Genomic DNA, 23,738 nt, shown 5'->3' with positions numbered 1-23,738 from the left:
TCATGGAGGTTCGATGCCGCTTCTCATCGGTCGCCACGGGCCCGGTGTTCCGCGGGGGCCCGGAGGGTCGGCCGTCGCGCGGCGGCTGGTCCGGGATCCCGTCGGGCTGTTGCAGGATCTGCGGGAGGTGGGGCCGGTCGTGGTGGTGCGGCTCGGGACGGTGCCGGTCTATCTGGTGAACGCGCCGGACCCGCTGCGGCGGATGCTGGTGACCGACGCCGGGTCGTTCGTCCGGGGGCGGGCCTACGACCGGGCGCGGCCGGTGCTCGGGGGCGGCCTGGCCACCGCGGACGGGGACGCGCACCTGCGCCGGAGGCGGCTGATGATGCCGTCCTTCCACCGGGCGCGGCTGCTCGGTTACACCGGGGTCCTGCGGGAGCAGGCGGAGGTGCTCGCCGGGTCGTGGCGGGACGGGCAGCGCGTCGAGCTGGACGTGGCGCTGCACCGGGCGAGCGCGGCCGGGGCACTGCGGGCGCTGCTCCGCGCGGACCTGGACGAGGCCACCGTCGCCGAGATCGACCACTGCGTCACGGTGTTCCTGCGGGAGATCCCGCTGCGGGCCGTGCTGCCGCGCTTCGCCACGCGGCTGCCGCTGCCCGGCAACCGGCGGTTCGCGCGGGTCGCCGCGCGGCTCCGGGAGATCGTGGACGGCATGGTCGAGGAGCGGCGGCGCGATCCCGGGGAGCGGGACGACCTGCTGTCGCTGCTGATGGACGCGCGGGACGAGGACACCGGCGCCGCCATGTCGGCCGCGCAGCTCAGGGACGAGCTCGTGACCATCCTCGCGGGCGGGTCCGAGACCGTCCCGACCACCCTGTCGTGGCTGTACCACGAGCTGGGGCGGAACCCGGAGATGCAGGCCCGGTTGCAGGAGGAGCTGGACGCCGTCCTGGGCGGACGCCCCGTCGAGTTCGACGACCTCCCCCATCTGCGCTACACGCGGCGGCTCATCGACGAGACGCTGCGGCTGCACAGCGTCGCGTGGATGATGTCCCGCCGCGCGCGCGTCGACGTCGATCTCGGCGGATATCGCATTCCGGCGGGAGCGGAGTTGCTGTACAGCCCCACGACGTTCCATCGGGACCCTGTTCTCTATCCGGAGCCGCTCCGGTTCGATCCCGACCGGTGGCTGTCGCCGCCGCCGAGGGAGCATTTCGTGCCGTTCGGCGCGGGGCCCCGAAAATGTATCGGCGACCATTTCTCCTACATACAGCTGAGCGTGATAGTCGCGAGCGTGTCCGCGCGGTGGTCGGTGGCGCCCGCGCCCGGGGCCGAGGTCCGGGAGCGGGTCGCGGGCGCGCTGCGTCCGGACCGCCTGCCGATGCTGGTGTCGCGGCGGACGGCTACGCGCCGCTAGGCGCGGTGCGGGCGGCGGCCAGCGCCGCCCCGGCCAGCACCGTCGAGGACGACACGTCCCGCGGCGTGTAGAGGCTTCGTCCCACCCAGAGTTCCGGGAACGGGCCGTCGAGGTGGTTCCGCAGGTAGCGGTGGGCGCCGACCCACGCCGACCTGGGGACGCGCATGCCGTGGCGGGCCAGGGCGTCCAGGTTGAGGACGGCGCAGCCCGTCTCCTCCGGCGTGCCCGTCCCGTACCAGCCCCACGACCCGTCCGGCCTCTGGGTGGCGAGGAGCCAGGCCAGGGTCCCCTCCAGCGGCAGGGTGGACGCCCGCGTCAGCGCGAACGTCACCTGCGCGGTCGCGTAGTAGGGGGACGCGTGCCATTTGTCGTACCACCAGGCGTCCTCGCGGCGGGTGTCCAGGAGGAACTCGACGATCTTCGCCATCGGACGCGTGTAGGCGGCGGGACGGAGCGCGAGCGCCTCCAGCACGCGGGCGTTCGGGGTGACCGATCCGTCGCGCTCGCCCGGATAGGTGAAGAAGCAGTGCTCGCCCTCGAAGTCGAGCAGGGCGTCCAGCAGGTGCGGGACGCCCCGGCCCGCCGCGTGCAGCACGATGATCGCCATCGCGGTGTCGTCGGGGTCGGGCAGCGGGAAGCCGCCGCTGAGCCCGAGGTGGCCGCGCGGTCCGAGGAGGGCCCGCAGCCGCGCGACGCGGCGGGCGGCGGAAGGCGCCCGCATATCGAGGAGCCCGCCGCGCTGGAGATGGTGCAGCGCCCAGGCCAGCTCGAACGCCTCGGTCGGGTAGAGGGACGGGACGCCGCCGTCCGGCATTTCCACGTTCTTCAAATACGCCGGCATCCCGCCGTGCGGGCCGGCCGCCCAGAGCGCCGCCGTCGCGGAGGGGGAATTGGCGAGCGAGCCGTCCGGGCCCGCGAAACGCGCGAGCCCGCGCAGCGCGGGACCGGGGTCGACGGCTTCGAGGGAGTACATCAGCGACGTGGGCTCGCGGAGCAGGCGGTCCCTCGGAATGAGGTCGAGTTTCGCCCGGCGGGTCTTGGCCAGTTCGTCCCAGTCGCCATAGGGCAGGTCCAGTCCGCGGGCGGACGCCTGGCCGAGCAGGAACGGGACGGCCAGTTCGAACCCGATCGTCTCCCCGACGTCGGCGGCCCGCCACGCCGTGGAGTGCGCGCGCAGGTAGGCCAGCCCGGCGCGGACCGCCTCGGCCCGTCCGGGCAGGGGCGGCCCCGGGTCGGTCAGGGCCATGACGGCGGCGAGGGTACAGACGGTCCTGTCGTGGGGGAGGCCGATGACGGCGCCCCACGAGCCGTCCGCGCGCTGCCGGTCGAGGAGCCAGCGGCGCGCGAGCGGGAACAGCACCCGGTCGCGGTCGCGCAGCCGCGACAGCCAAGCCGTCGTGTACGGGCAGGGGCTGAACGACCCGCCCTCGCCCAGGCCGTCGAGCAGCGTCTCCGCGCGGGCGAGCAGGGAGGCGCGGACGTTCCGTCCGGTCATGCCGCGTGCCCGGCGTCGACCCGCTCGTAGTGGCGCACGGCCCACAGGAGTTGGCGCTCCAGGGCGAGCGCCGGCCCGGGGACCGGGCCGATGTGCGGACGCAGCGCCCGGCGGCAGCGCGCGACGCACTCGGCGGAGCGGGCCCGCGCCTCGCCCGGGCTCATGCCGAGGGAGAGCGCGTCCAGCACGCCCTCGGCCCGCTCGCGGCGGTGCCCGCTCAGGTCGTTGGCCAGCCGGACGGCCAGGCACGCGTCCCGCAGCGGCCCTTCCAGCGCGCGCAGCACCGGTTCCGGGCAGGCCATGCCCGACCACATCGCGAGGACGAGCGGGGCCAGCGCGACGCTCGCGGCGCCGTGCCGCAGGTACTCGCGGAGCGGCGGGGGCGGGCCCCCGGCGGTCACCCGCCGCGCGGCCTCGTACTCGAACAGCGCCCCGGCCAGCGCCGCGTCCACGGACCGGCGCCACGGGCCCGGCGCGTCCGGTGCGGCGGCGATCCCGTCCCGGATCTCCGCGAGCCCCTCCCCCAGCGGACCGGAACCGGCGGCCCCGGCGGCGACGGCGCGCAGGTCCGCCAGGCCGCGGCGCAGGGCGGCGGGGTCGCGGCGGGCGGCTGGGCCGTCGGTCCAGGCGTCCAGCGCGAAGATCCACAGGCCGGTGCGGGCGGTCAGGTCGGCGGCGGGGCGCGACGTCCAGGGCGCGACGAACGCGGCGGGCATCCCGCACAGCGGCGCGAGCGCGGGGTCCAGGGGCGGGCCGAGCCGTCTCGCCCACGCGGCGGCGCGGGCGGTGAGCCGGGCGGCGGCGACGGCCGCGTCCGCAGCGGCGAGAACGTCCAGACCCGGGCACGCGTCCGCTGACCTGTAGTCCATTGAGTGCGCTACTCCCCTATTCATGCCATCGATACGTCAGGAACATCGCTGCGACACCTCCGATCTAACCGGTAACAACCGTGTCCGGAGCGCTGTTTTGCCAGGTCACCGTCCCTTTACTCCAGGACCTTTGCCAGGTTGTCGGCAGGTATGGCGACGGTCATGGAAAGGCAATCCCAGCCGGATCGGCCATGTCTCTCCCCGTTGTTCTGGATGGTTCCGAATACGGTGGCCCTGACCTACAGGGCGGACGATGGAGGGGATCGAACATGACGGCGACCGAGGCACCGGCAGCGCCCACCGGAGCCGCCGCGCCCCCCGGAGCCGCTCCACCCGCCGCAGCGCCCGCTCCCCCGCTCGGCGCCGCGTTCGAGCCCGAGCACCTCGCGCTGTTCGAGCCCGCGCTCAGCGCCGCCGTGCACCGCCTGCCCGCCGCCGTCCGCCGCGTCGCGGGCTACCACCTCGGCTGGTGGGACGAGGACGAGCGCCCCCTGTTCGGACCGGACGCCACCGACGAGGCGGCCACGATCCGCCCGGCGCTGGCGCTGCTGTGCGGGGAGGCCGCGGGCGGCCGGGCGAGCAGCGCGCTCCCGGCGGCGGTCGCGGTGGAGCTGGCCCACCACTTCTCCCTGCTGCACGACGACATCATGGACGGCGGCGGGACGCGCCGGCGCAGGCCGGCGGCCTGGACGGTGTTCGGCGCCGCGCAGGCGCTGCTGACCGGCGACTCGCTCATGGTGGCGGCGATGGACGTCCTCGCCGCGGCCTCCCGCGACATCGCGCCGCGGGCCCTGCACGACCTCGCGGCGGGCCTCCAGGACCTCGGCGCCGGACGGAGCGCCGAGCTGCGGCTGGCCTCCGCGCCCGCCCCGACGCCCGACGACTGCCGCGAGGTGATCGCGGGCAAGACCGCGTCGCTGCTCGGCTGCGCCTGCTCGCTCGGGACGATGTTCGGCGGCGGGAGCCCCGAGCGGGTGCGGCTGATGCGGATGTTCGGCGAGCGGCTCGGCCACGCCGCCCACCTCGCCGAGGACATGCGCGGCGTCTGGGGCGACCCGCCCGGGACCGGCGGCGCCGCCCACCGCGACCTGGCCCGCCGGAAGCGGTCGCTGCCGGTCGTGGCGGCACTCGCCTCCGGCACCGCGGAGGGGCGCGAGCTGGCCGCCGCCTTCGAGACGGGCGCCGAGTTCTCCCCCGCCGTGCTGGCCCACCTCGCCGGGCTCGTCGAGCGGACCGGCGCGCGGCGGCTCGCGGCGGGGCTGGCCGCCGAGAACCTGGCGGGCGCGGCGGCCTGCCTGGACGCCGCCGGCCCCCCGCCCGGGCCCGCCGCGGCGCTGCGCGCCGTCCTCGACCGGGTCGCCGCGAGGATCCCCTGACCACCGCGCCCGCCCACCCCCAGGGCAAAGGAGTCGGGCCGGGTTCGGACGTTCGCCTTACCGCGCGCTGTCGCGCGGCTACCGTCGAGAGTCCCGAAGGAACGCGGAACGGTGGCGCGAGATGAGCACATCGACGACGGCGGGCGGCGGGCGGAGCGGCGGGAACCTGCCCGCGGGGCTGCCGAGCTTCGTGGGCCGGGCCGTGGAGCTGGCCGAGCTGGACGGCGCGCTGGAGGAGTCGCCGCTGGTCACCCTGACGGGGGTCGGCGGCGTCGGCAAGACGCGCACCGCGCTGGAGGCGGCGCGGCGCGCCCGGGGCCGCTTCCCCGACGGGATCTGGCTGGTCGAGCTGTCCCGGCTGCGCGACCCGGTGCTGCTCGTCCCGACGGTCGCGACGACGCTGCGCGTCCACGACCCGGGGACGCGGCCGCTGGCCGAGGTCCTGGCCGGGCACCTGGCGGGCCGCTCCTGCCTGATCGTCCTGGACACCTGCGAGCACCTCACCGGCGCGTGCGCGGCGCTCGCGCGGGCGCTGCTGGCGGAGGCCCCCCGGCTGCGGATCCTCGCGACGACCCGGCAGCCGCTGGGGGCCGACGGCGAGCGCGTCGTCCCGCTCGCGCCGCTGCCGGTCGACCCCGGCGCCAAGGAGGAGGCGGGCGACGCGGTGCGGCTGTTCGCCGAGCGGGCCCGGCACGCCGTCCCCGGCTTCGCGGTGGACGAGGCGAACCGCGACGCCGTCACGCGGCTGTGCCGGCGGCTGGACGGGCTGCCGCTCGCGCTGGAGCTGGCCGCCCCCTGGCTGCGGGTGCTGCCGGTGGAGGCCGTCGCCGACCGGCTCGACGACCGGTTCCGGATGCTCGCCCGGGGCCCCGGCCACGAGCCGGGCCGGCACGAGAGCCTGCGGACGGCGATCGGCTGGAGCCACGAGCTGTGCGGGCCCGCCGAGCGGCTGCTGTGGGCGCGGGCGTCGGTGTTCGCGGCGGACTTCGACCGGCAGACCGTCCAGGAGGTGTGCGCGGGCGGGCCGCTCGCCGCCGCCGACCTGCCGCGGGTGCTGGCCCGGCTGGTGCACAAGTCGGTCCTCACGTGCGACGGGACGGGGCCGCACGCCCGCTACGGGATGCTCGACACCGTCCGCGAGTACGGCGCGCGGTGGCTGGCGGAGCTGGGCGAGGAGCAGGAGATCGCGCGGCGGCACCGCGCCTTCCACCTCGCGCTGGCCCGCCGCGCCTACGCCTTCTGGATGGGCGGCCGGCAGATCGACTGGTACGAGCGCGTCCGGGCCGTCCACCCGGACGTGCGGGCGGCGCTGGAGGGCGCCCTCGCCGACCCGCGCGACGGCGACGACGCGGTCGAGCTGGCGGGCGCGCTCTGGTTCTACTGGTACGCGTGCGGGTTCCAGCGCGAGGGGCGCCACTTCCTCGAACGGGCGCTCGCCGTCTCCTCCAGGCCCGGCCTCGGGCGGACGCGCGCGGCGTGGGCGCGCGGGCTGATCACCCTCGCCCAGGGCGACCTCACGGCCGCCGACCAGTGCATCGAGATATGCCGCGCGGACACCGGGCGGCTCGCCGCGACGGCCGCCGAGTTCCTGGCCGGGTCGGCGATGACGCTGCGCGGCGAGAACGCCGAGGCCCTGCGCGTGCTGCGGGCGCTGCGGCCCGACCCGGCGCGCGGCGGCGTCGACGAGGCGATCTGGTTCCTGGAGCGCGGCGTCCGCGCGTTCGCGCACGTCCAGCTCGGGCAGCTCGACGAGGCGGCGGCGATGGCGCGGGAGTCGCGGACGCGCAGCGCCGAGCGCGGCGAACGCTGCCTCCAGGCGTGGGCCGACTACGTGCACGCGCTGGCGGAGCTGGGCCTCGGCCGTCCCGGTGACGCCGCCGCGCACGCGCGCGACGCGCTGGTGGCCAAGCGCCCGCTGAACGACACCTGGTTCCTCGCCCTCTGCGTGGACGCGCTGTCGCTGGCCCTCGCCGCGACCGGGGAGGCCGAGCCCGCGGCGCGGCTCATCGGGGTCGGGCAGCGGCTGTGGCGCTCGCACGGCCTGCCCCAGCTCGGCGCGCCCGAGCTGGTCGCGGCGCGCGAGGAGTGCGAGCGGGGCCTGCGGTGCGCGCTCGGGGACGCGGCCTACGACGCCGCCCACACCGCCGGGCTGCGCATGCCGACCGAGGACGGCCTCGACTACGCCCTCGCCGCGTTCGGCCCGCCCTCCTAGCCCGCGGGGGCGGAGCTGATGATCTCTTGGGCTCGGCACGGGGTTGCGGCGCGGGCACGGGGAACGGCTCCCCGCCCCTGTCCGACATTCCGGATCCGCGTTCGCCGTGCCGTTGCCATTCGCTTACCCGGCGGTGGGCATTGCCCCGGACACCCGGGGCATGACAGGAATCCGTGGGCATTCCGGGCGATCGGGGGGACGCGAGGATGTGGGACTACGCGGGCCGGGACACGGCGATCGACTTCGGCAGCGCGACCGTGCGGATGCACGTCCGGGGCCGCGGCGTCGTCTGCCGCGAACCGTCGCTGCTGGCCCGCTCGCGGCGCAGCGGGCGGATCCTCGCGCTGGGCGTCCCGGCCCAGCAGATGGCGGGGCGGAGCCCCGACGTGCGGCTGGTGCGGCCGATCCGCGAGGGCGCGCCGACCGAGACCGACGAGGCCGAGTACCTGATGCGCCATCTCGTCCGCACCCACCACCGGCGCCACTACATGGCGCGGCCCCGGCTGGTCATGACCGTGCCGAGCGGGCTGTCGTCCGTCCATTACCGGGCCCTCCAGTTCTCCGCCTACCAGGCGGGCGCGCGCCGCCTCACGCTCGTGCCGACGCCGATCGCCGCCGCCGCCGGGATGGGGCTGATCGAGTCCGGGCCCGAGATCGCGGTCGTCGCCGACATCGGCGCGGAGGTCACCGACGTCGGCGTGATCGCCTTCGGCGGGCTGGTCACCTCGCACACCGCGCACGTCGGCGGCACCACGCTGGACCGCGCGATCGCCGCGCTCGTCCGGCGCGAGCACGGGGTGGCGCTGTCGCCCGCCGCCGCCGAGGCCGCGAAGATCGCGGTCGGCGCGGTGCCGCGGATCGGGCGGCATCCCGCGCGGCAGACGAGCGTGGAGGGGCGGGAGGTCGTCTCCGGGCTGCCCCGGCGGCTGGTCCTCACCACCACCGACGTGCAGCGCGCCATCGAGGGGCCCGTCGCGCGGATCGTCGAGGCGATCCGGACCGGGCTCGGCGGCTGCTCCCCCGAGATCTCCGGCGAGCTGCTCAGCGTCGGCGTGACGCTGACCGGCGGTTCGGCGCGGCTGCCCGGCCTGGACCGGCTGATCCGCGAGCGGACCGGGCTGGACGCCTGGCTCGGCGACGACACCGGCGACGCGGCGGTGATCGGCGCCGCGGGCGTGCTGCGCGCCGCCGGATCGCCGCCCTCCACCCGCGACATCACGCCGCATCCGCAGCCGCTGACGACCGTCCCGCAGTCCTGACCCTCGATGAGACCCCTCCCAAAACGGGAAAAGGCCGCATGACGAGCATGTGTTCGGTGACCGTGCGGTCGTTTGGGGCGCGGCGCGGCGGCCGCGGCGCCACGATGGGTGCATGGCCAGCGAGGGCATGCCCGGATACGACCTGATCAACCTCGTCCGGGATCTCGGGCCCGTCGAGGCGGTCCGCGACCAGGAGTCCGCCGAGCGGATGCGCGTGTACCCCAAGATCGTGGGCGCGGGGCCGCCGGACTTCGGCATCGCCGAGCGCTCCGGCGGCGCGTGGCGGATCCGGCATCTCGGCGCGCTGGAGCCCTACGGGGCGCGGATCGACCTCGCGATCCACCTGCGCGACACCGCCGTACGCCACGAGCGGCGCGTCCGGGAGAAGATGCTCGCGATCGCCGACCGGTGCGACCCCGAGGTGGGCGAGCCGACGACCGAGACCGACTTCGCGGCGGGCGGGCGCCGGTACCGGATCGTCCGGGTGCTGGGCTTCACCCGGTTCGGCGAGGACGGCCCGGAGCCCGCGCGCCCGACCGACACCGAAGAGGGCCCGCTGCGCTCGTTCCTCATCGACCCGACCGCGCCGGTCGGGCCGTCGGACGCGGCGCTGCGGCTGGAGCTGCTGAGCCTGCTGCCCGCCGCCGGGACGGTCCCGGAGGCGGTGCGCCGGGAGGCGGTCGCCGCGATCCGCGAGCATCCGGGCGTGGTGCTGCTGCCGCCGGAGTTCACCGTCGCCGAGGACCTCGACGACCGCTGGCGGCCGCTCACCGGCGGCGACGGCCCGCAGGACGCCCGGGACGCGCTCGCGCACTACTTCCGCGTGATCCTGCCGCGCCACGCGCCGGGCGGCGGGCCGCCGCCGAGCAAGGGCGAGCTGGCCGAGTACGCGCGCGCCGCCGACCAGGTCGACGCCGAGCGGGGCGTGGAGTTCGTGGCGTGCGGGCGGCGGTTCCGCATCGTCCGCGTGGTGCGGATGGTCCGGGTCGGCCCGGACGGGCCCGAGCCCGCCCGCCCCTCCGACGAGGACCCGGGCGACGGCTGAACGCGATCTTCGCGCCGGATCCGGGGGGCGGAGCGCCGGGTGCTTCGCTAGGCTGCCGCACGGCAGGGCCGTAGCGCAGAGGTCGTCGCGCCACCGCAGCTCGCTGGAGGACGCCGGTTCGAATCCGGTCGGCTCTGCCCCATCCGTCCCCGGGCAGCGAGGAGCGCCGTGCCGACCGTCCCGGCCGAGGATGCGCCGGAACCGGCCGACCTCGCCGCATGCCTGCGGCTGCTGGAGCGGGCGCGGCGCGCCGCCCCGGACGATCCGCGCTGGAAGGCGGTGCACGAGGCCGCGTCGCAGGTGCACCGCTCGGGCAAGAAGGCCCGCCGGACGGCCCGCGCCGCCGAGCGCCGCCGCCGCGACCTCGCCGCGCTCGCGTCCACGACCCGCTTCCAGGACCAGAACCCCTCGCCCGAGCCGGCGGCCGCCCCCGAGTCCAGCGCGCCATCGGATGGCGTGCGGCGGACGCTCGTGGCGGCGCGGCCCTGCTATGTGTGCAAGGAGCCCTACCGCGACGTCCACCCCGACTACCACCTGCTGTGCCCGGCGTGCGCGCGGGAGAACGCGGAGCGCCGGCACGCGCGCTGCGACCTGCGCGGGCGCCGCGCCGTCGTGACGGGCGGGCGCGTGAAGATCGGCTTCCAGGTCGCGCTGAAGCTGCTGCGGGACGGCGCGGAGGTGCTGGTCACCACCCGGTTCCCGCGCGACGCGGCGCGCCGGTTCGCGGCGGTCGGCGACCACGGCGACTGGATCGGGCGGCTGCACGTCCACGGCGTGGACCTGCTCGACCTGCCGGGCGTGGCGGGGCTGCTGGACGCGGTGCACGACCGGTTCGACCATCTGGACGTCCTGGTCAACAACGCGGCGCAGACCGTCCGGCGGCCGCCCGCCTACCACCGGGAGGTGCGCGCGGCGGAGGCGCTGCCGCTGACCGGCCCGGCCGCGCGGGTGGACGTCGCGGAGGGCGCCCGCGCGGCCCTCGCCCCGGCGCACGTCGCGATGGCGGCGCTCACCGCCCGCGAGGACGCGCTGTTCCCCGCCGGCCGCACGGACGAGACCGGCGAGCCGCTCGACCTGCGCGAGCGCAACAGCTGGAGCCTGCGGCTGCACGAGATCGACCCGGTCGAGTGGGCCGAGGTGCAGATGGTGAACGCGTTCGCGCCGTTCCTGCTGACGGCGCGGCTGCGCGGGCTGCTGGAGCGCTCCCCGTGGCCCGACCGGTACGTCGTGCAGGTGTCGGCGATGGAGGGCAGCTTCTCCCGCCGGAGCAAGACCGTCCGCCACCCGCACACCAATATGGCCAAGGCGGCGCTGAACATGCTGACCCGCACGTCCGCGGCCGACTACGCGGCGGCGGGCATCCACATGACCAGCGTCGACACCGGCTGGGTGACCGACGAGCGCCCGCATCCGGGCAGGCTCGCGCAGCGGGCGGCGGGGTTCGCGCCGCCGCTGGACGTGATCGACGGCGCCGCCCGCGTGTACGACCCGGTCGTGCGGGGCGTCGGCGGCGAGCGGCTGTCCGGGCTGTTCCTGAAGGACTACCGACCGGTGGAGTGGTGATGGCCCCGACCCCCGTGCGCTGCCCCGCGATCGAGCACCCGGACGTGCCGCCCGCCGACCCGGCCGCGCTCGACCCGCTGCTGGCGCGGCTCGCCGAGGGCGCGCCGCCGGAGGCCGACGAGGGCTTCCCGCTCGGGACGCTGCGCCGCGACGGGCGCGTGGACCTGTGCAAGCGGGGCCTCGGCGCGGCGGGCGTCGCGCGGCTCGTCCCGGCGGCCGCCGCGTCCCCGCACGCGGCGCACCTGCTGCTCGGCACGAACGCGATGGGCGACGCGGGCGCGCGGGCGATCGCCGGCGCCCTCGCCCCCGGCCACGGCGTCCGCACGCTCTACCTCGGCTGCAACCGGGTCGGCGCGGACGGCGCGGCGGCGCTGGCCGGGCGGCTCGCCTCCGACACCCGGGTGCGGGCGCTGTGGCTGAAGCGCAACCCGGTGGGCGACGCGGGCGCCTCGGCGCTCGCCGCGATGCTGCGGACCAACCAGACCATCCGGACGCTCGACCTGGTCAACACCGGGGTGGGGACGGCCGGGCTGCGCGCCCTCCGCGACGCGCTGGCGGCGCGCGAGGCGCCGCTGGAGCGGCTGTTCCTCGGCGGCAACGGGCTCGGCCCGGACGCGGCGGACCTGCTCGCCGCGCTGCTGCGCGACGCGGGCGTCCGCGAGCTGTACGTGCCGGTGAACCATCTGGGCGACGGCGGCGCGGCGATCCTGGCGGACGCGGCGGACGCGGCGGACGCGGCGTGCGCGGCGGGGCGCCCCGTCCGGCTCGGGCTCGGCGGGAACGGCGTCGGGCCCGCCGGGGCGCGGGCCCTCGCGGCGGCGCTCGGCGGGATCGAGGCGCTCGACCTCGGCCGCCCGCCGTCGGAACGCGCGCTCGGCGCGCCGCCCAACGCGACCGGCGACGAAGGGGCGGCGGCGCTGGCCGAGGCGCTGCCCGGCAGCCCGATCCGCCGCCTCGAACTGCGGCACAGCGGCGTCACCGGGCGCGGTGCCAAGGCCCTGCTCGCGCGGGTCGGCGACGGGACGCGGCTTGAGCACCTCGGGTTCGGGCCGGGCGTGCCGCGCCGGATCAAGCGGGCCGCCGCCGGGTTTCTGCGCCCCGCCGCCCGCGCCCACCCGGACATGCGCGCGATCGTGAGCGTCTACCGATGACCTGGACGCCCCTTCGGGCGGACCTGGTCGCCGCGCTCCGGATCCGCCGGCACGCCGTCCCCCGCTCGGTGATCGAGAAGGCCACCGAGCGGAGGCTGGCGGGCGACTGGCGCGGGGCGTGCGCGGCGGCGAACCTCGACGTGGCGTTCGAGCTGGACGATGTCGCGGACAGGTTCGGCGCCGAGCTCGCGTCCCGGCTCGCCGACGACCTGCCGCACTTCGCGCCCGACCTGCTGCGCTGGCACCTCCCCCGGGCCGGCGGCGGCCAGACGACCATCGCTCCCCGGCAGGTGCTCGGCCTGGCGCGCTACGGCGGGGGCGCCCGCGCGGCCGCCCTCCAGGTGGTCACGCCGCGCCACGTCCACGGGCCGCAGCGGCCGCGGCTCGTCGTGCTCCCCTGGTCCGAGGAGACTCGGGACTGGACGTCGGCGCCGCACATGTTCGACGCCCGCCGGTCCGGGGACCTGCTCAAGTACTGCGGCGGCGGGGACCGCGCGCCCTTCTTCCACCCGGACGGCACGCCGCTGGCGCCGGAGGAGCTGCCCGCGTCCCCGCCCGAGGGCGGGCCCGCGCTCCACGAGTGGGCGGTCCTCGCCTACGAGCGCGGCGACGTCGAGGCCGCCTTCGACGCCGTCGGGATCGACTTCGACCTGACCGGCGACGAGCGGTATCCGCGCTGGCTCAACGCGGCGACGTACGCGTCGGCGCCGGTGGCGCCCGCGCTGCTCGCGCGCGAGATCGCCCGCCACCCCGGCGGGCCGCCTCCCCTGTGGGTGGCGGTACGGCCGTATCAGGAGCTGGTCGTGCGGGCGGGCGGGAAGCGCACGCGCCCGCTCCTGCGGCCCGTGTCGCGCGGGGAGCGGGCGAAGCGGGCCGTGGAGCTGCCCGAGCACCGGTGGCGCCGGCTGCCCGACCTCGACCTGCTGCGCGCCGGGATGGCCACGCCGGACGAGCTGCACCCGCTCGTCGCGGCGGCGCTGTTCCCGGCCCGTCCGCCCGCCTCCGGCCCGCCGGGAATGGCGCCTCCCGCGCCGACGAGGGTGCGGTGCGGGGGCGAGTGGCACGAGGTCATGCCGGGCGGTCTCGGGCTGCTGATGCCGCACACGGCCGAGGAGCGGCGGAGTGAGGCGGCGCCGCCCGCGCCGGGCGGGCGCGTTCAGGGCTGCTTCGCCGTCCAGCGGATGTGGCGGCGGGGCGGCGGGTGGCTGCCGCGCTCGCTGCGCGAGTACCGGCGGGAGGTGTTCCTGTGCGTGCAGCACGGCGACACCGAGGCCGTGCTGCGGCTGCTGGACGAGGGGCTCGACCCGTTCGTCCGGGACGGGCGCAGGCGCACGCTGCTGCACCAGATCCATCTGATGGACCACGAGGCGCTGCTGCCGAGGCTGCTGGGCGCCGGGCTCGGCCTGGAGGACGTCGACCACGAGAAGCGGACCCCGCTGCACGTCGCGGTGGGCGAGTCCGGTTCGCCGGAGGTGGTCCGCGCGCTGGTCGAGGCGGGCGCGCGCACCGGTGTACGCGACAGCCACGGAAGATCGCTCCAAAAGATGATCAAGGGGTACGGCCGGACGGAGCTGGAGTGGCTCCGCGACGAACCAAAGCGATGACCGCCCGGGAGGCGGTCGACGGGCTGAACGGCCTCGCCGCCGCGCTCGCGCCGCGCGAGCGGCCGCAGGTGGTGATCGTCGTCACCGGCGGATACACTCCGTGGCCCGCCGAGGCGCCCTCCCGCCGGCGCGACGCCCCTGCCCCTCCGTCCTGGGTGGAGACCGTCCACCCGGGCCCGACACCCGGGAGTTCCCCATGAGCGACGCGCCCGACCTCGACGGCCCCGGCGACCCCCGGCTGGTGGAGGTGTCCGACGGGATCTTCGCCTACCTCCAGCCGGACGGCACCTGGTGGATCAACAACACCGGCTTCCTGGTGGGGGCGCGCGGCGTGACGAGCGTCGACGCGTGCTCGACCGAGCGCCGCACCCGCGCCTACCTGGAGGCGATCGGGTCGGTGACGCCGCGTCCCGTCCGGACGCTGGTCAACACCCACCACCACGGCGACCACACGTTCGGCAACTACCTGTTCTCCGGCGCGACCGTCGTCGGGCACGAGGGCACCCGGCAGGGCGCGCTCGACTGGGGGATGCCGTTCGACGAGCCGTTCTGGACGAAGGTCGAGTGGGGCGGCGTCGAGTTGGAGCCGCCGTTCCTCACCTACGCCGACGGCGTGACGCTGTGGGTGGACGACCTGCGCTGCGAGGTCCGGCACGTCGGGACGCCCGCGCACACCACCAACGACTCGATCGTGTGGATCCCCGAGCGGCGGGTGCTGTTCTGCGGCGACCTGCTGTTCAACGGCGGCACACCGTTCCTGATGCAGGGCTCGGTGGACGGCGCGATCAGGGTGCTGACCGAGGTGATCGCGCCGCTGGAGGCGGAGACGATCGTGCCCGGGCACGGGCCGGTCGCCGGGCCCGAGCTGATCGAGCGCGTGGTCGGCTACGCGCGGTTCGTGCGGGCCGCGGCGGCGGCGGGCCGGGCGGCGGGGCTGACGCCGCTGGAGGCCGCGCGGGAGACCGACCTCGGCGAGTACGCGGAGCTGACCGACCCCGAGCGGATCGTCGGCAACCTGCACCGCGCCTACGCCGAGATGGACGGGTTGGAGCCCGGCGGGCGCATCGACCTGGCCGCCGCGCTCAACGACATGATCGCCTACAACGGCGGACGACCGCTGACCTGCCGCGCCTGACGAGTACTACTCAGAAGTAACCGAGTAGCCCGACGGATGCCCAGAATGTCCGTCCTGTTCGACGCTGGTCGGCATGGACGGACTCTACGCACTCAAGCCCTGGTACGCGGCGCGGCTCGGCGGCGTCCGGGCCGCGCTCGTCCGGCGCGGGGTCGCGCCGGACGCGGTGACCGCCGCCGGGGTGCTGGCGGGCGGCGCGGCGGGCGCCGCGCTCGGCCTCGTCGAGCCGGGCCCGGCCGCCGGGCTCCTCGTCACGCTCCTGCTGGCGGCGCGGCTGGCGTGCGCGAACCTCGACGGCGCGATCGCGCGCGAGTCGGGGCGGAGCACCCCGTGGGGCGCGGTGCTGAACGAGCTGGGCGACCGCGCGGCGGAGCTGGCCGCGCTGGCGGGCTGCCTGGCGCTCGCCCCGGCCTGGCTCGTGGCGTCGGCCGCGCTCGCGGCGACGCTGCCGTCCTGGATCTCCCTCGCGGGCGCGGCCGCCGGGGGCCCGCGCCCGCAGGGAGGGCCGGTCGGCAAGACCGAGCGGTGCCTGCTGCTGGCGGCGGTCGCCTTCACCGGCTGGGCCGTCCCGCTGCTCGCGGTGCTCGCGGCCGGGTCGCTGCTGACGGCGGCCGTCCGGGCGCGGCGGATCCGGAGGGCGCTGTGACCACGGCGATCCCCTACGTGGGCGGCGCGTTCGTGCTCAGCGGCGTCGCGGTGTGGACGTCGGGCCGCCGCGAGCTGGTCCAGCGGTGGCTCGGCTGGCTGCTGATCGTCCCCGTCGTCGGGGCCGCGTTCTGGCTGGGCGCGCCCGGCGCCGCCGCGCTCGCGGCGGGCGCGGGCGTCGTCGCCGCCGCCGAGTACGCGCGGCTGGCCCGGCTCCGCGGGACCGACCTCGCGGCGATGGCGGTGACGCTGACCGTGTTCCCCGCCGTCGCGTGGCTCGCGCCCGCGCACCTGCTGCGGCTGCTGATGGTGGTGCTGCTGGCCGTCGTGCTCGTCCCGGTGCTGGCGGGCGACGCCGAGGGCGGCGCGGCCCGCGCGCGGGGCGCGGTGTTCGGCGTGGTGTGGCTGGCGCCGCTGAGCGGGCTCGTGCTGCTCGGCGACCTCGCGGCGCCGCTGTGCGCGGCGATCGCGGTCGCCGACGTCGGCGCGTGGTGCGGCGGGAAGCTGCTGCGCGGCCCCGCGCTGTCGCCGCTGAGCCCGGCCAAGCGGTGGGGCGGCGTCGCGGGCGGGGCCGCCGCCGGCATCGCGGTGCTGGCCCTGCTCGGCGCCGCGACCCCGGCGACCGTGCTCGCGGTGGCGGCCGGGGCGCCGCTCGGCGACCTGCTGGAGTCCATGCTCAAGCGCGGCGCCGGGGTCAAGGACGCCGGGACGTGGCTGCCGGGCTTCGGCGGCCTGCTGGACCGGATCGACTCGCTGCTGGTGGCGCTGGCCGTCGCGATGGCGCTCTCATGAAAGGCGCTGTCGTGATCACCGCGTTCTGGCGCAGGGCATGCTGGCGGGCCGCGTTCGGGCTCGCGGGCGGGCTGGAGGTCACCGGCCCCGTCCCGGACGGCCCGTGCGTCATCGTCGCCAACCACTCCTCGCACGCCGACACCGTCGCGCTGCTGGCCGCGCTGCCCGCGCGCCGCCGCCCGGTGGTCGCGGCGGCGGCCGACTACTGGTTCGCCGGACGGTTCCGCGCGCTGGTCTGCCGGACGGCGGTCGCGGGGTTCCCCGTCCGGCGGTCCCGGGGCGGGTTCGACGACCTGGCCTCCGCCGCCGCGCCGCTCGCCCGGGGCCGCTGCGTGATCGTGTTCCCCGAGGGCACCCGCTCCCGGGACGGGGAGGTCGGCGCGTTCCGCACGGGCGCCGCCCGGCTCGCGGACCTCGCCGGGGTCCCGCTCGTCCCGGTCGGGCTCACCGGCACCCGGGACCTGCTGGGCGTGCACGGACGGCTGCGCCGCACCCGCGTCCGCGTCGGCTTCGGCGCGCCGACGCACGATCTGGAGGCCGCGCGGCGCGCCGTCCAGGAATTGACCGCTCGCGCACAGCGCCGCCCCGGCACCCGCACGTGATCAGAGCGCACCGGCCATCAGGCGCGCCGCGAATGGTCCTCAAAAACATGCGGCGACTGCTCGTCCATCGACATCCATTGAAGGATCCGGCCAGGCCCGGACCGGGGCCGGCCGGTCAGCGGAGTTCGGCGGTCACCGTCAGGCGGACGCACGCGTCGGCCCATGCCCGCACGGCCGCCCGCGGGTCGTCGCCGGTGAGCGCGGCGGCGAGGCGCGCGAGCGTCCCGGCGGCGGCGTGCAGGCCGGTGCGGGCGAGGTCGTCGCCCGCGCGGGCGACCCGGTCGCTGAGGCCGGGCGGGAGGTGCCGCAGCCCGCGATGCGCGATCTCGGCGCAGGCGGCGAGCGCGGTGTCGAGGACGGCGCCGAGCGGGTCCGGGGCGGGGGCGGGCGGCGCGGCCAGCACCGCCGTCCCGTCGCCGGGCATCAGGTCGGGCACCACGGGACCGCCCGAGGCCAGCACCGCGAACGGGTCGACGACGAGCCCGCCGCGCTCGCGCCGCACCGCGCCGCTGACGAAGCGCGGGCCGTCCGCGAGCGCGGCGGCGAGCACGTCGAGGGCGGCGGGACGGTGCGGCGCGTACTCGGCCGACAGCACGGCGGTCGCGCCCGCCGCGTCCGCGATCACGGCTTCGAGGCGCTGGGCACCGGGGTGGTAGCCGATGTCGCGGACCTCGGCGATCTCCACCACGCGCACCGTCTCGGCCTCGACGCGGGGCCGGACGAGGCGCGGCGGCCAGGCGTCCATCTCCCGCTCGTGCGCCTCCAGGTCGCGGACGAGCAGCGCCGGCGGCAGGCTCGCCCACGCCTCCCCGAGCGGCGTCACGGTGGTCCTGGCGACCCGGCCCGCCGACACCCGCACGACGCGGCTCGCGCTGCGGGTCGCGCTCTCGGAGACGACGTTGGCGGCGGCGAGCGCGCGCAGGCTCACCCCGAGGACGCGGCGCCCGGCCACGTCGGCGCCGGTCAGCGGCGCGCCGTCGGGCACCGCCCAGTGCCGCCTGAGCACCAGCACGGTGTCGGCGTGGGCGAGGTAGACGTCGGCGGTGCGGCTCTCGGCGGTGCCGCCCACCCGGCAGCCGAGCGCGGTCAGCCGGACGCGGCGCAGCGGCGTGTCGGCGGACTCGTCCGTCCCCAGCACGAGCGAGCGGGGCACCCCCGATCCCGGCGGCGCCGACGCCGCGCGGTCGCGGGCGTGCAGTTCGGCGAGCAGCGCGGCGAGGCGCTCGGGCGCGTAGTCGGCGCGGCGCTCGCGGTGGGCGTCGAGCCGGTCCGCGAGCTCGTCCACTGCGGCGGCGGGCCAGTGCAGGTCGCGGGCCGCGAGGTCGGCGCCGGTCCGCCGCAGCGCCGCCGCGAGGACGGGCCCGGCGTGCGCGGCGCCCTCCATGAGCACCTGCCCGGCGAGGTCGAGCGCGGCCTCCAGCCCGGTGCCGCCTCCGGCGGCCCGGCCGGGCCCGCCGCCGACCTCGACGCGGACGTCGGTGCCGTCGGCGCCCTGCTCGTCGGCGGCGCGGAACGCCCACGCCGCCAGCACGACGACCTCGCCGCGCACCGCCGCGGCGGCGTCGGTGTCCACGTAGCCGAGCTCGTCCGGGACGAGAAACCGGACCGTGCAGGACGGCAGCTCCACCCGCGCCACCGGATCGTCCCCGGACGGCCGGTGGATCCGCGCGGTGTAGCCTGCGCGGAACGCCCGCCGCGCGGCGGTGACGGCCCGCTGCCCGAGGACGCGGGCGAGCGCCTCGTCGTCGAACGCGCCCGGCGACCAGGCCGCCGCGGGCTCGGCGCCCGTTTCGGTGCCGGGCTCGGTCGCGGCCGTCCGCTGGTAGGCGAGGACGAGGCAGACCCGGTGCCGGCAGAGCGACGTCGCCGCGCACGAGCACGTCGCCGCCTCCAGCCCGGCGCCGGGCGGGAGCGCGGCGCGCGTCCCGTCGGGGAACACGCCGTGCACGGCGCCGTCGCCGTCGACGTCCACCTCCGGGCCCTGGCCCGCGTCCAGGTCCTTCGTCGCGCGCTTGACCAGGCCCCGGTTGGCGAGCGCGGCGAGCGCGTCCGGCGTCAGCGCGAGCAGGTCGGCGCGGGTCACCGGCCGATCCTCGCCGCGACGAACTCGGCGAGCCGGCCCGGGGTCATCGCGCCGACGTGCGCGCCGACGTCGGCGAGCCGCCGCCCCATCTCCCGGTCGTAGGCGGGCTCGGCGTCCTCGTCCAGCGCGGCGAGGCCGAGCACCTGCGTGCCCTGCCCGACGAGCCCGCGCACCGCGTGCACGAGCCCGTGCGGGTCGCCGCCCTCGTAGAAGTCGCTGACGATCGCGACGATCGCGCGGCGCGGGTTGTCGAGGAGCCCCGCGCCGTAGGTCACCGCGCGGCAGATGTCGGTGCCGCCGCCGAGCTGCACCTTCATCAGCAGCTCCACGGGGTCGGTGACATCGGAGGTGAGGTCCACGACGGAGGTGTCGAAGGCGACCAGGTGCGTGCTCAGACCGGGCAGCCCCCACAGGCACGCGGCGGTGACGGCGGCGTGGATCACCGACCCGACCATCGACCCGGACTGGTCGACCAGCAGGATCAGCTGCCAGCGGTCGGTCCGGCGGCGCGTGCGCGACACGAAGCGCGGACGCTCGATGTACAGGCGCCGCTCGTCCGGGCGGTAGTGGGACAGGTTCGCGCGGACCGTCGCGTGGAAGTCGAAGTTGCGCGAGTTCCTGACCTGGCTCGGGCGCCGCGACCGCGTCCCGTGGAAGGCCGTCCTGACCTCGGTCGCGAGTCTGTCCATCAACTGCCTGACGACGGCGTCGACGATGCGCCGCGCCAGCGCCAGCACCTCGGGGTTCATCAGGTGCTTGGTGCGCAGGACGGCGCGCAGCAGCGCCGGGTCGGGCTCGACGCGCTCCAGCACTGCGGGGTCGGTGACGACCTCGTGGATCTCGTACCGCTCGACGGCGTCGCGCTCCAGCCGCTCGATCGTCTCCTTGGGGAACAGCCGGTGCACGGCGTCGATCCAGTCGACGGTCGTGAGCGCGGACGGCCCGGACCCGCCGGTGCGGTCGCCCGACGGGACGGGCTCTCCGCCACCGCCCGCCCCGCCGCGCCGCACGCCCCGCCGGGCCAGGTCGGGGTCGCGGCCGTACAGCCAGTTGAGGGCCTCGTCGCGGGCGGCGGACGCGCCGTCCAGCCCGCCGGTGGACGGCTCGGCGGGCGCGCCGAGGATCAGCCGCCACCGCTCCAGGTCGGGCGTGGTCATGACTCCTCATCTCCGGTGGGGCCGGTGAGCCCGGCGGCGGCGAGCGCCGCGTCCACGCGGGCCTCCAGCGCGCGGGCCTCCGCGACCGCCATCGGGTCGGCCGGGGAGCGCAGCAGGGCGCGGGCGGAACCGCGCACGCCGCGCCGCTCCATCAGCCCGCGCGCGATCGTCTCGCGCTCGCGCGGCGGGAAGAACGCGAACGCCTGCCGCAGCGCGGGCAGCGCGACGAGGAAGTCCTCCTCGCCGGCGGCGGCGACCAGCTCGTCCAGGACGGCCAGGACGGCGGCGGCGGGGTCGAGCACCTCCTCGCGCGCCAGCGCGAACAGGCCCGCGAGCCAGTCCCCGAGCACGCGCGGGGACGCCGCGCCCCGGACCGCCCGCGCCGTGTCGCCGGTGTCGCCGAGCGAGCGGGCCAGGCCGAACGCTGCGCCGCGCAGGTCGGGCGGGGCGTCCGGGTCGGCGGCGACGCGGCGGCCGACGGCGAGGGCGGCCGCGCGGTCGAGGCCGAGCGGCGCGGCGGCGTGCAGCAGCGCGTCGCGCAGCGCCGCGACGGCCCGCAGCCGCCCGAGGTCGGCGGGCGCCGCGCCGCCGCGCACCCCCTCCACCAGCCACAGCAGCCGGACGGCGCACTCCTCGATCACGGTGCCGAGCAGCGGGCTGCGGGCCGTGCCGAGGACCCGGTCGTGCCGCCACAGCCCGAGGACGACCTCCAGCGCGACCCCGAGGGCCGCGACGTCGGAGGAGCCCGCGATCCCGGCGGCGATCCCCGCCGCGATCCGCTCGGACTGCCCGGCGCACCCGCACAGCGCCGCGTCGAACAGCACGGCCGCGAGCACGCCCATGTCGGCGCCCGCGAGGGCCATGCGCTCCTCCAGCGCGGCGGCCGCCGCGTCCAGCAGCGTCGGCCCGTAGGCGCCCGCCTCGACCAGCGCCGACATGCGGGACGCGGCGTCGTGCGGCGCGACCCACCAGCGCTCCTCCAGGACGAGGTCGGCGCCCGTGTCCGGCCCGGACTCGCGGTCGAACCCGGGGACGCCGAGGACGCGCAGCCGGTGCAGCGCGCGGCTGCGCTCCAGCCCCCGCTTCTCGGTCAGCTTCACGGCGAGGCGGCCGCCCCGGTCGAGCCCGAGCCGCTCCAGCTCGGCGGCGGCGTCGTAGACGAGCGGCGGCGCGGGCGTGCCCGGGTGCAGCCGCCCGACGCGCTCGCCGCTCAGCGCCGCGACCATCTCGGCGACGGCGGGATGGGAGGCGGACGCGGGGACCCCGCGCGCCGTCCACGGCAGCCGCTCGTCCAGGTCGCTCGTGACGAGGGCGGAGACCAGGCCGTCCAGCAGGTCGGTGCGGGCGGGCGAGCGGTGGCCGCGCAGCCGCGTCAGCCCCTCGGTGAGGGTGCGCGCGGCGATCAGGTCGGCGGTCGAGACGACCTGGCCGCGCCCGCGCAGCCGCGCCACGACCGCCTCGGTGAGCGCGCCCGCCGCCGCGTCCGGGCCGCCCTCCCACAGCCGCTGGTAGTACTCCGGCGAGGGCATGCCCGACTGGTAGCCGGTGAACGCGTCGAGCCGCCGGAACGAGTACGGGACGAGGAAGCTTCCGCCGGACGCACCGTCGCGCGGCGCGGGCACCCCGGGCCACGCGGTGCCGCCCTCCCGCGCCAGCGCCTCCAGCGCGGGCTTGTGGAACCCGCCGGTCACGACCACGACGGGGCGGTCGCCCGCGTCCGCCTCCGCCGCCCGCACCCACTCCGCCATGTAGGACTCGCGGGCGGTGTCGTCGGGCCCGGCGCCGGACTCCCCGCGCAGCAGGGCGAAGTAGGCGCCGAGCCGCTCCGGCAGATCGTCGGCGTCGATCTCGAAGAGGTGGTCCCACAGGACGTCGGTGTTGTCGACGGCGAACTCCCGGCACAGCCGGTCGGTGACCTCGGCGTAGCGGCGCTCGGCGTCGGCGTACCGGTTGCGGCGCTCGGCGAGCGCCGGATGCCAGGCGGGCAGGTCGATGAACCGCAGCTCGGCCCCGGCGGCGCGGCCCGCGTGGAGCGCGACCCACTCCGGGGAGTAGGCGCAGAACGGCGACCAGGAGGCGTGCACCCGCTCCGCGTCGCGGTAGTAGCTGAAGATCGCGACGGGCGGCTCGTGCCCGAGCAGCAGCTCCCCCAGCCGGGACCCGAAGTCGGCCGGGCCCTCGACCAGCACGTACGCGGGCCGCAGCCGCTCGATCGTGGCGCGGACGAGCCGGGCGCAGGCCGGGCTGTGGTGCCGGACGCCGACGAAGGCGACCCCCATCAGCCGGGCAGCAGGTGCCGGGCCGCGTGCAGCGCCCGCCACTGCTCGCCGTCCCGGCGGGGCGCCTGCTGCTCCAGGTAGCGGCGGAGCCGGGTCAGGTCGTCGGGGCTGTCCTTGGCGGCCGTCCCGGCGAGGCACGCGACGATGTCGGCGGCCTCGCCCGCCTCGCCGCGCAGGAACCAGCCGCGCACGCCGACGGCGTGCGCGACCGAGACCGCCTCGGCGGTGCTCATGACCGACGACAGCCGGTCCATGGTGCGGCCGTCCTCGGTGGTGGCGTTCCGCAGCTCCCGGAACGTGGTGACCAGCACCTCCAGGACGTCGCGGCGGGGCGCGACGCCGACGCCGCTGCGCTCCAGCAGCCGCCCGGCCTCGGCCTCCACCAGCTCCAGCTCGGTGGCGAAGTCGGCGATGGGGAACACCGTCTCGAAGTTGAACCGCCGCTTGAGCGCGGCGCTCATCTCGTTGACGCCCCGGTCGCGGGTGTTGGCGGTCGCGATGACGTTGAACCCCTCGCGCGCGAAGACCATCGCGTCCGGGCCGGCCAGCTCGGGGATCGCGAGGACGCGGTCCGACAGCGGCGACAGCAGCGAGTCCTGCACCTCCAGCGGGCAGCGGGTGATCTCCTCGAACCGGACGACCTTCCCGGCGGCCATCCCCTCCAGCAGCGGCGCCGGGACCAGCGACCGCGTCGAGGGCCCCTCCGACACCAGCAGCGCGTAGTTCCAGGAGTACTTGATCTGGTCCTCGGTGGTGGCGGCGCCGCCCTGGATGGTCAGCGTGGACGTGCCGCTCACCGCCGCCGCGACCAGCTCCGAGAGCAGCGACTTCGCCGTCCCCGGCTCGCCGACCAGCATCAGCCCCCGGCTGGTGGCGAGGGTGACCAGGGCCCGGTCGATCAGCGAGGTGTCGCCGACGAACTTGCGGGTGACGCCGAGCGCCTCGTCCCCGACGACGAACCGCCGCGCCGCCGTCAGGCTCAGCGCCCAGCCGGGCGGGCGCGGCCCGGTGTCGTTCTCGCGGAGCCGCTCCAGCTCGCCGGCGAACCGCACCTCGGCGGGCGGCCGCTGGTGGTCGGTGGTGTCGTCGTGTGTCATGTCCTGTTCCGGGGGTG

General features: G+C 77.2%; 19 protein-coding genes and 1 tRNA gene. 14 read left to right on the top strand and 6 right to left on the bottom strand.

Annotated features, from left to right (window positions below):
• Window positions 1-13 precede the first annotated feature (13 nt).
• The gene (locus GNZ18_RS08105) at window positions 14-1,357 is read left to right on the top strand and encodes a cytochrome P450 (protein WP_156215538.1); all 1,344 of its coding nucleotides are present in this window, start codon (window positions 14-16) and stop codon (window positions 1,355-1,357) included.
• On the opposite strand, the gene GNZ18_RS08100 is transcribed toward GNZ18_RS08105, so the two are convergent.
• Together GNZ18_RS08100 and GNZ18_RS08095 are read right to left on the bottom strand one after the other, a co-directional pair.
• A complete protein-coding gene (locus GNZ18_RS08100; RefSeq protein ID WP_156215537.1) occupies window positions 1,344-2,852 on the bottom strand; it encodes a prenyltransferase/squalene oxidase repeat-containing protein in 1,509 nt (502 codons plus the stop codon). The two genes, GNZ18_RS08105 and GNZ18_RS08100, sit on opposite strands and share 14 nt — an antisense overlap.
• Complete coding sequence (locus GNZ18_RS08095; RefSeq protein WP_156215536.1) at window positions 2,849-3,721, bottom strand: terpene synthase family protein; 873 nt, start codon at window positions 3,719-3,721, stop codon at window positions 2,849-2,851. The genes GNZ18_RS08100 and GNZ18_RS08095 overlap by 4 nt, the downstream gene beginning before the upstream one ends.
• 269 nt (window positions 3,722-3,990) lie before the next feature.
• Here GNZ18_RS08095 and GNZ18_RS08090 point away from each other — a divergent pair, with 269 nt between their 5' ends.
• The 13 genes from GNZ18_RS08090 to GNZ18_RS08030 all read left to right on the top strand — a co-directional run bounded on the left by GNZ18_RS08090 (window position 3,991) and on the right by GNZ18_RS08030 (window position 17,105).
• Window positions 3,991-5,097, top strand: coding sequence for a polyprenyl synthetase family protein (locus GNZ18_RS08090; RefSeq protein ID WP_156215535.1), 1,107 nt, complete (start codon window positions 3,991-3,993; stop codon window positions 5,095-5,097).
• 121 nt (window positions 5,098-5,218) lie between these two features.
• Window positions 5,219-7,309 (top strand): ATP-binding protein, encoded by a 2,091-nt coding sequence (locus GNZ18_RS08085; protein WP_156215534.1) that lies wholly within the window; start codon window positions 5,219-5,221, stop codon window positions 7,307-7,309.
• 206 nt (window positions 7,310-7,515) lie between these two features.
• On the top strand, window positions 7,516-8,568 hold the full coding sequence (locus GNZ18_RS08080) for a rod shape-determining protein (RefSeq protein ID WP_156215533.1): 1,053 nt from the start codon (window positions 7,516-7,518) through the stop codon (window positions 8,566-8,568).
• A gap of 112 nt (window positions 8,569-8,680) precedes the next feature.
• A complete protein-coding gene (locus tag GNZ18_RS08075) occupies window positions 8,681-9,613 on the top strand; it encodes a DUF5954 family protein (protein ID WP_156215532.1) in 933 nt (310 codons plus the stop codon).
• A 64-nt stretch (window positions 9,614-9,677) separates the two neighbouring features.
• A tRNA-Leu gene (locus GNZ18_RS08070) sits at window positions 9,678-9,750 on the top strand.
• A 31-nt stretch (window positions 9,751-9,781) separates the two neighbouring features.
• Complete coding sequence (locus GNZ18_RS08065) at window positions 9,782-11,176, top strand: SDR family NAD(P)-dependent oxidoreductase (RefSeq protein WP_312874370.1); 1,395 nt, start codon at window positions 9,782-9,784, stop codon at window positions 11,174-11,176.
• Window positions 11,176-12,327: a leucine-rich repeat domain-containing protein gene (locus GNZ18_RS08060; protein WP_156215531.1), complete on the top strand. Its 1,152-nt coding sequence runs from the start codon at window positions 11,176-11,178 to the stop codon at window positions 12,325-12,327. The genes GNZ18_RS08065 and GNZ18_RS08060 overlap by 1 nt, the downstream gene beginning before the upstream one ends.
• Window positions 12,324-13,931 (top strand): ankyrin repeat domain-containing protein, encoded by a 1,608-nt coding sequence (locus GNZ18_RS08055; RefSeq protein ID WP_156215530.1) that lies wholly within the window; start codon window positions 12,324-12,326, stop codon window positions 13,929-13,931. Before GNZ18_RS08060 ends, GNZ18_RS08055 begins: the two co-directional genes overlap by 4 nt.
• The gene (locus GNZ18_RS08050; protein WP_156215529.1) at window positions 13,928-14,131 is read left to right on the top strand and encodes a hypothetical protein; all 204 of its coding nucleotides are present in this window, start codon (window positions 13,928-13,930) and stop codon (window positions 14,129-14,131) included. The genes GNZ18_RS08055 and GNZ18_RS08050 overlap by 4 nt, the downstream gene beginning before the upstream one ends.
• The gene (locus tag GNZ18_RS08045; RefSeq protein ID WP_156215528.1) at window positions 14,128-15,066 is read left to right on the top strand and encodes an MBL fold metallo-hydrolase; all 939 of its coding nucleotides are present in this window, start codon (window positions 14,128-14,130) and stop codon (window positions 15,064-15,066) included. The genes GNZ18_RS08050 and GNZ18_RS08045 overlap by 4 nt, the downstream gene beginning before the upstream one ends.
• 73 nt (window positions 15,067-15,139) lie before the next feature.
• Window positions 15,140-15,712 (top strand): CDP-alcohol phosphatidyltransferase family protein, encoded by a 573-nt coding sequence (locus GNZ18_RS41925; protein ID WP_156215527.1) that lies wholly within the window; start codon window positions 15,140-15,142, stop codon window positions 15,710-15,712.
• Window positions 15,709-16,503, top strand: a complete 795-nt coding sequence (locus tag GNZ18_RS41920; protein ID WP_312874369.1) for a phosphatidate cytidylyltransferase — start codon at window positions 15,709-15,711, stop codon at window positions 16,501-16,503. The genes GNZ18_RS41925 and GNZ18_RS41920 overlap by 4 nt, the downstream gene beginning before the upstream one ends.
• Entirely contained in the window at window positions 16,500-17,105 is a 606-nt protein-coding gene (locus GNZ18_RS08030) for a lysophospholipid acyltransferase family protein (protein WP_156215526.1), read from the top strand. The genes GNZ18_RS41920 and GNZ18_RS08030 overlap by 4 nt, the downstream gene beginning before the upstream one ends.
• A 115-nt stretch (window positions 17,106-17,220) precedes the next feature.
• Here the strand turns inward: GNZ18_RS08030 and GNZ18_RS08025 are convergent, their stop codons facing one another.
• Genes GNZ18_RS08025 through GNZ18_RS08010 form a run of 4 tightly spaced genes read right to left on the bottom strand, consistent with a single transcriptional unit; the run spans window position 17,221 to window position 23,721 of the window.
• Window positions 17,221-19,188 carry a YehQ family protein gene (locus GNZ18_RS08025; protein WP_216651196.1) on the bottom strand — a complete coding sequence of 656 codons (1,968 nt, stop codon included), beginning with the start codon at window positions 19,186-19,188 and terminating at the stop codon, window positions 17,221-17,223.
• Window positions 19,185-20,345: a VWA domain-containing protein gene (locus tag GNZ18_RS08020; RefSeq protein ID WP_156215525.1), complete on the bottom strand. Its 1,161-nt coding sequence runs from the start codon at window positions 20,343-20,345 to the stop codon at window positions 19,185-19,187. The genes GNZ18_RS08025 and GNZ18_RS08020 overlap by 4 nt, the downstream gene beginning before the upstream one ends.
• Window positions 20,342-22,624 carry a DUF5682 family protein gene (locus GNZ18_RS08015; RefSeq protein ID WP_156215524.1) on the bottom strand — a complete coding sequence of 761 codons (2,283 nt, stop codon included), beginning with the start codon at window positions 22,622-22,624 and terminating at the stop codon, window positions 20,342-20,344. Before GNZ18_RS08015 ends, GNZ18_RS08020 begins: the two co-directional genes overlap by 4 nt.
• Window positions 22,624-23,721, bottom strand: coding sequence for an ATP-binding protein (locus tag GNZ18_RS08010; RefSeq protein WP_156215523.1), 1,098 nt, complete (start codon window positions 23,719-23,721; stop codon window positions 22,624-22,626). Before GNZ18_RS08010 ends, GNZ18_RS08015 begins: the two co-directional genes overlap by 1 nt.
• Window positions 23,722-23,738 lie beyond the last annotated feature (17 nt).

Source organism: Actinomadura litoris, assembly GCF_009733595.1.
In the GTDB taxonomy this organism is placed as follows: domain Bacteria; phylum Actinomycetota; class Actinomycetes; order Streptosporangiales; family Streptosporangiaceae; genus Spirillospora; species Spirillospora litoris.
The sequence above is the reverse complement of the archived record's forward strand: the minus strand, read 5'-3'. Positions and strand labels throughout refer to the sequence as shown.

What these genes read in the sequence shown, in the direction of transcription:
- GNZ18_RS08060 (WP_156215531.1), top strand. Translation starts at nt 11,176, where the DNA reads ATGGCCCCGACCCCCGTGCGCTGCCCCGCGATCGAGCACCCGGACGTG.
- GNZ18_RS41925 (WP_156215527.1), top strand. Translation starts at nt 15,140, where the DNA reads ATGGACGGACTCTACGCACTCAAGCCCTGGTACGCGGCGCGGCTCGGC.
- GNZ18_RS08080 (WP_156215533.1), top strand. Translation starts at nt 7,516, where the DNA reads ATGTGGGACTACGCGGGCCGGGACACGGCGATCGACTTCGGCAGCGCG.
- GNZ18_RS08095 (WP_156215536.1), bottom strand. Translation starts at nt 3,721, where the DNA reads ATGGACTACAGGTCAGCGGACGCGTGCCCGGGTCTGGACGTTCTCGCC.
- GNZ18_RS08090 (WP_156215535.1), top strand. Translation starts at nt 3,991, where the DNA reads ATGACGGCGACCGAGGCACCGGCAGCGCCCACCGGAGCCGCCGCGCCC.
- GNZ18_RS08010 (WP_156215523.1), bottom strand. Translation starts at nt 23,721, where the DNA reads ATGACACACGACGACACCACCGACCACCAGCGGCCGCCCGCCGAGGTG.
- GNZ18_RS08055 (WP_156215530.1), top strand. Translation starts at nt 12,324, where the DNA reads ATGACCTGGACGCCCCTTCGGGCGGACCTGGTCGCCGCGCTCCGGATC.
- GNZ18_RS08020 (WP_156215525.1), bottom strand. Translation starts at nt 20,345, where the DNA reads ATGACCACGCCCGACCTGGAGCGGTGGCGGCTGATCCTCGGCGCGCCC.
- GNZ18_RS08085 (WP_156215534.1), top strand. Translation starts at nt 5,219, where the DNA reads ATGAGCACATCGACGACGGCGGGCGGCGGGCGGAGCGGCGGGAACCTG.
- GNZ18_RS08030 (WP_156215526.1), top strand. Translation starts at nt 16,500, where the DNA reads ATGAAAGGCGCTGTCGTGATCACCGCGTTCTGGCGCAGGGCATGCTGG.
- GNZ18_RS08105 (WP_156215538.1), top strand. Translation starts at nt 14, where the DNA reads ATGCCGCTTCTCATCGGTCGCCACGGGCCCGGTGTTCCGCGGGGGCCC.
- GNZ18_RS08100 (WP_156215537.1), bottom strand. Translation starts at nt 2,852, where the DNA reads ATGACCGGACGGAACGTCCGCGCCTCCCTGCTCGCCCGCGCGGAGACG.
- GNZ18_RS08075 (WP_156215532.1), top strand. Translation starts at nt 8,681, where the DNA reads ATGGCCAGCGAGGGCATGCCCGGATACGACCTGATCAACCTCGTCCGG.
- GNZ18_RS08050 (WP_156215529.1), top strand. Translation starts at nt 13,928, where the DNA reads ATGACCGCCCGGGAGGCGGTCGACGGGCTGAACGGCCTCGCCGCCGCG.
- GNZ18_RS08015 (WP_156215524.1), bottom strand. Translation starts at nt 22,624, where the DNA reads ATGGGGGTCGCCTTCGTCGGCGTCCGGCACCACAGCCCGGCCTGCGCC.
- GNZ18_RS08045 (WP_156215528.1), top strand. Translation starts at nt 14,128, where the DNA reads ATGAGCGACGCGCCCGACCTCGACGGCCCCGGCGACCCCCGGCTGGTG.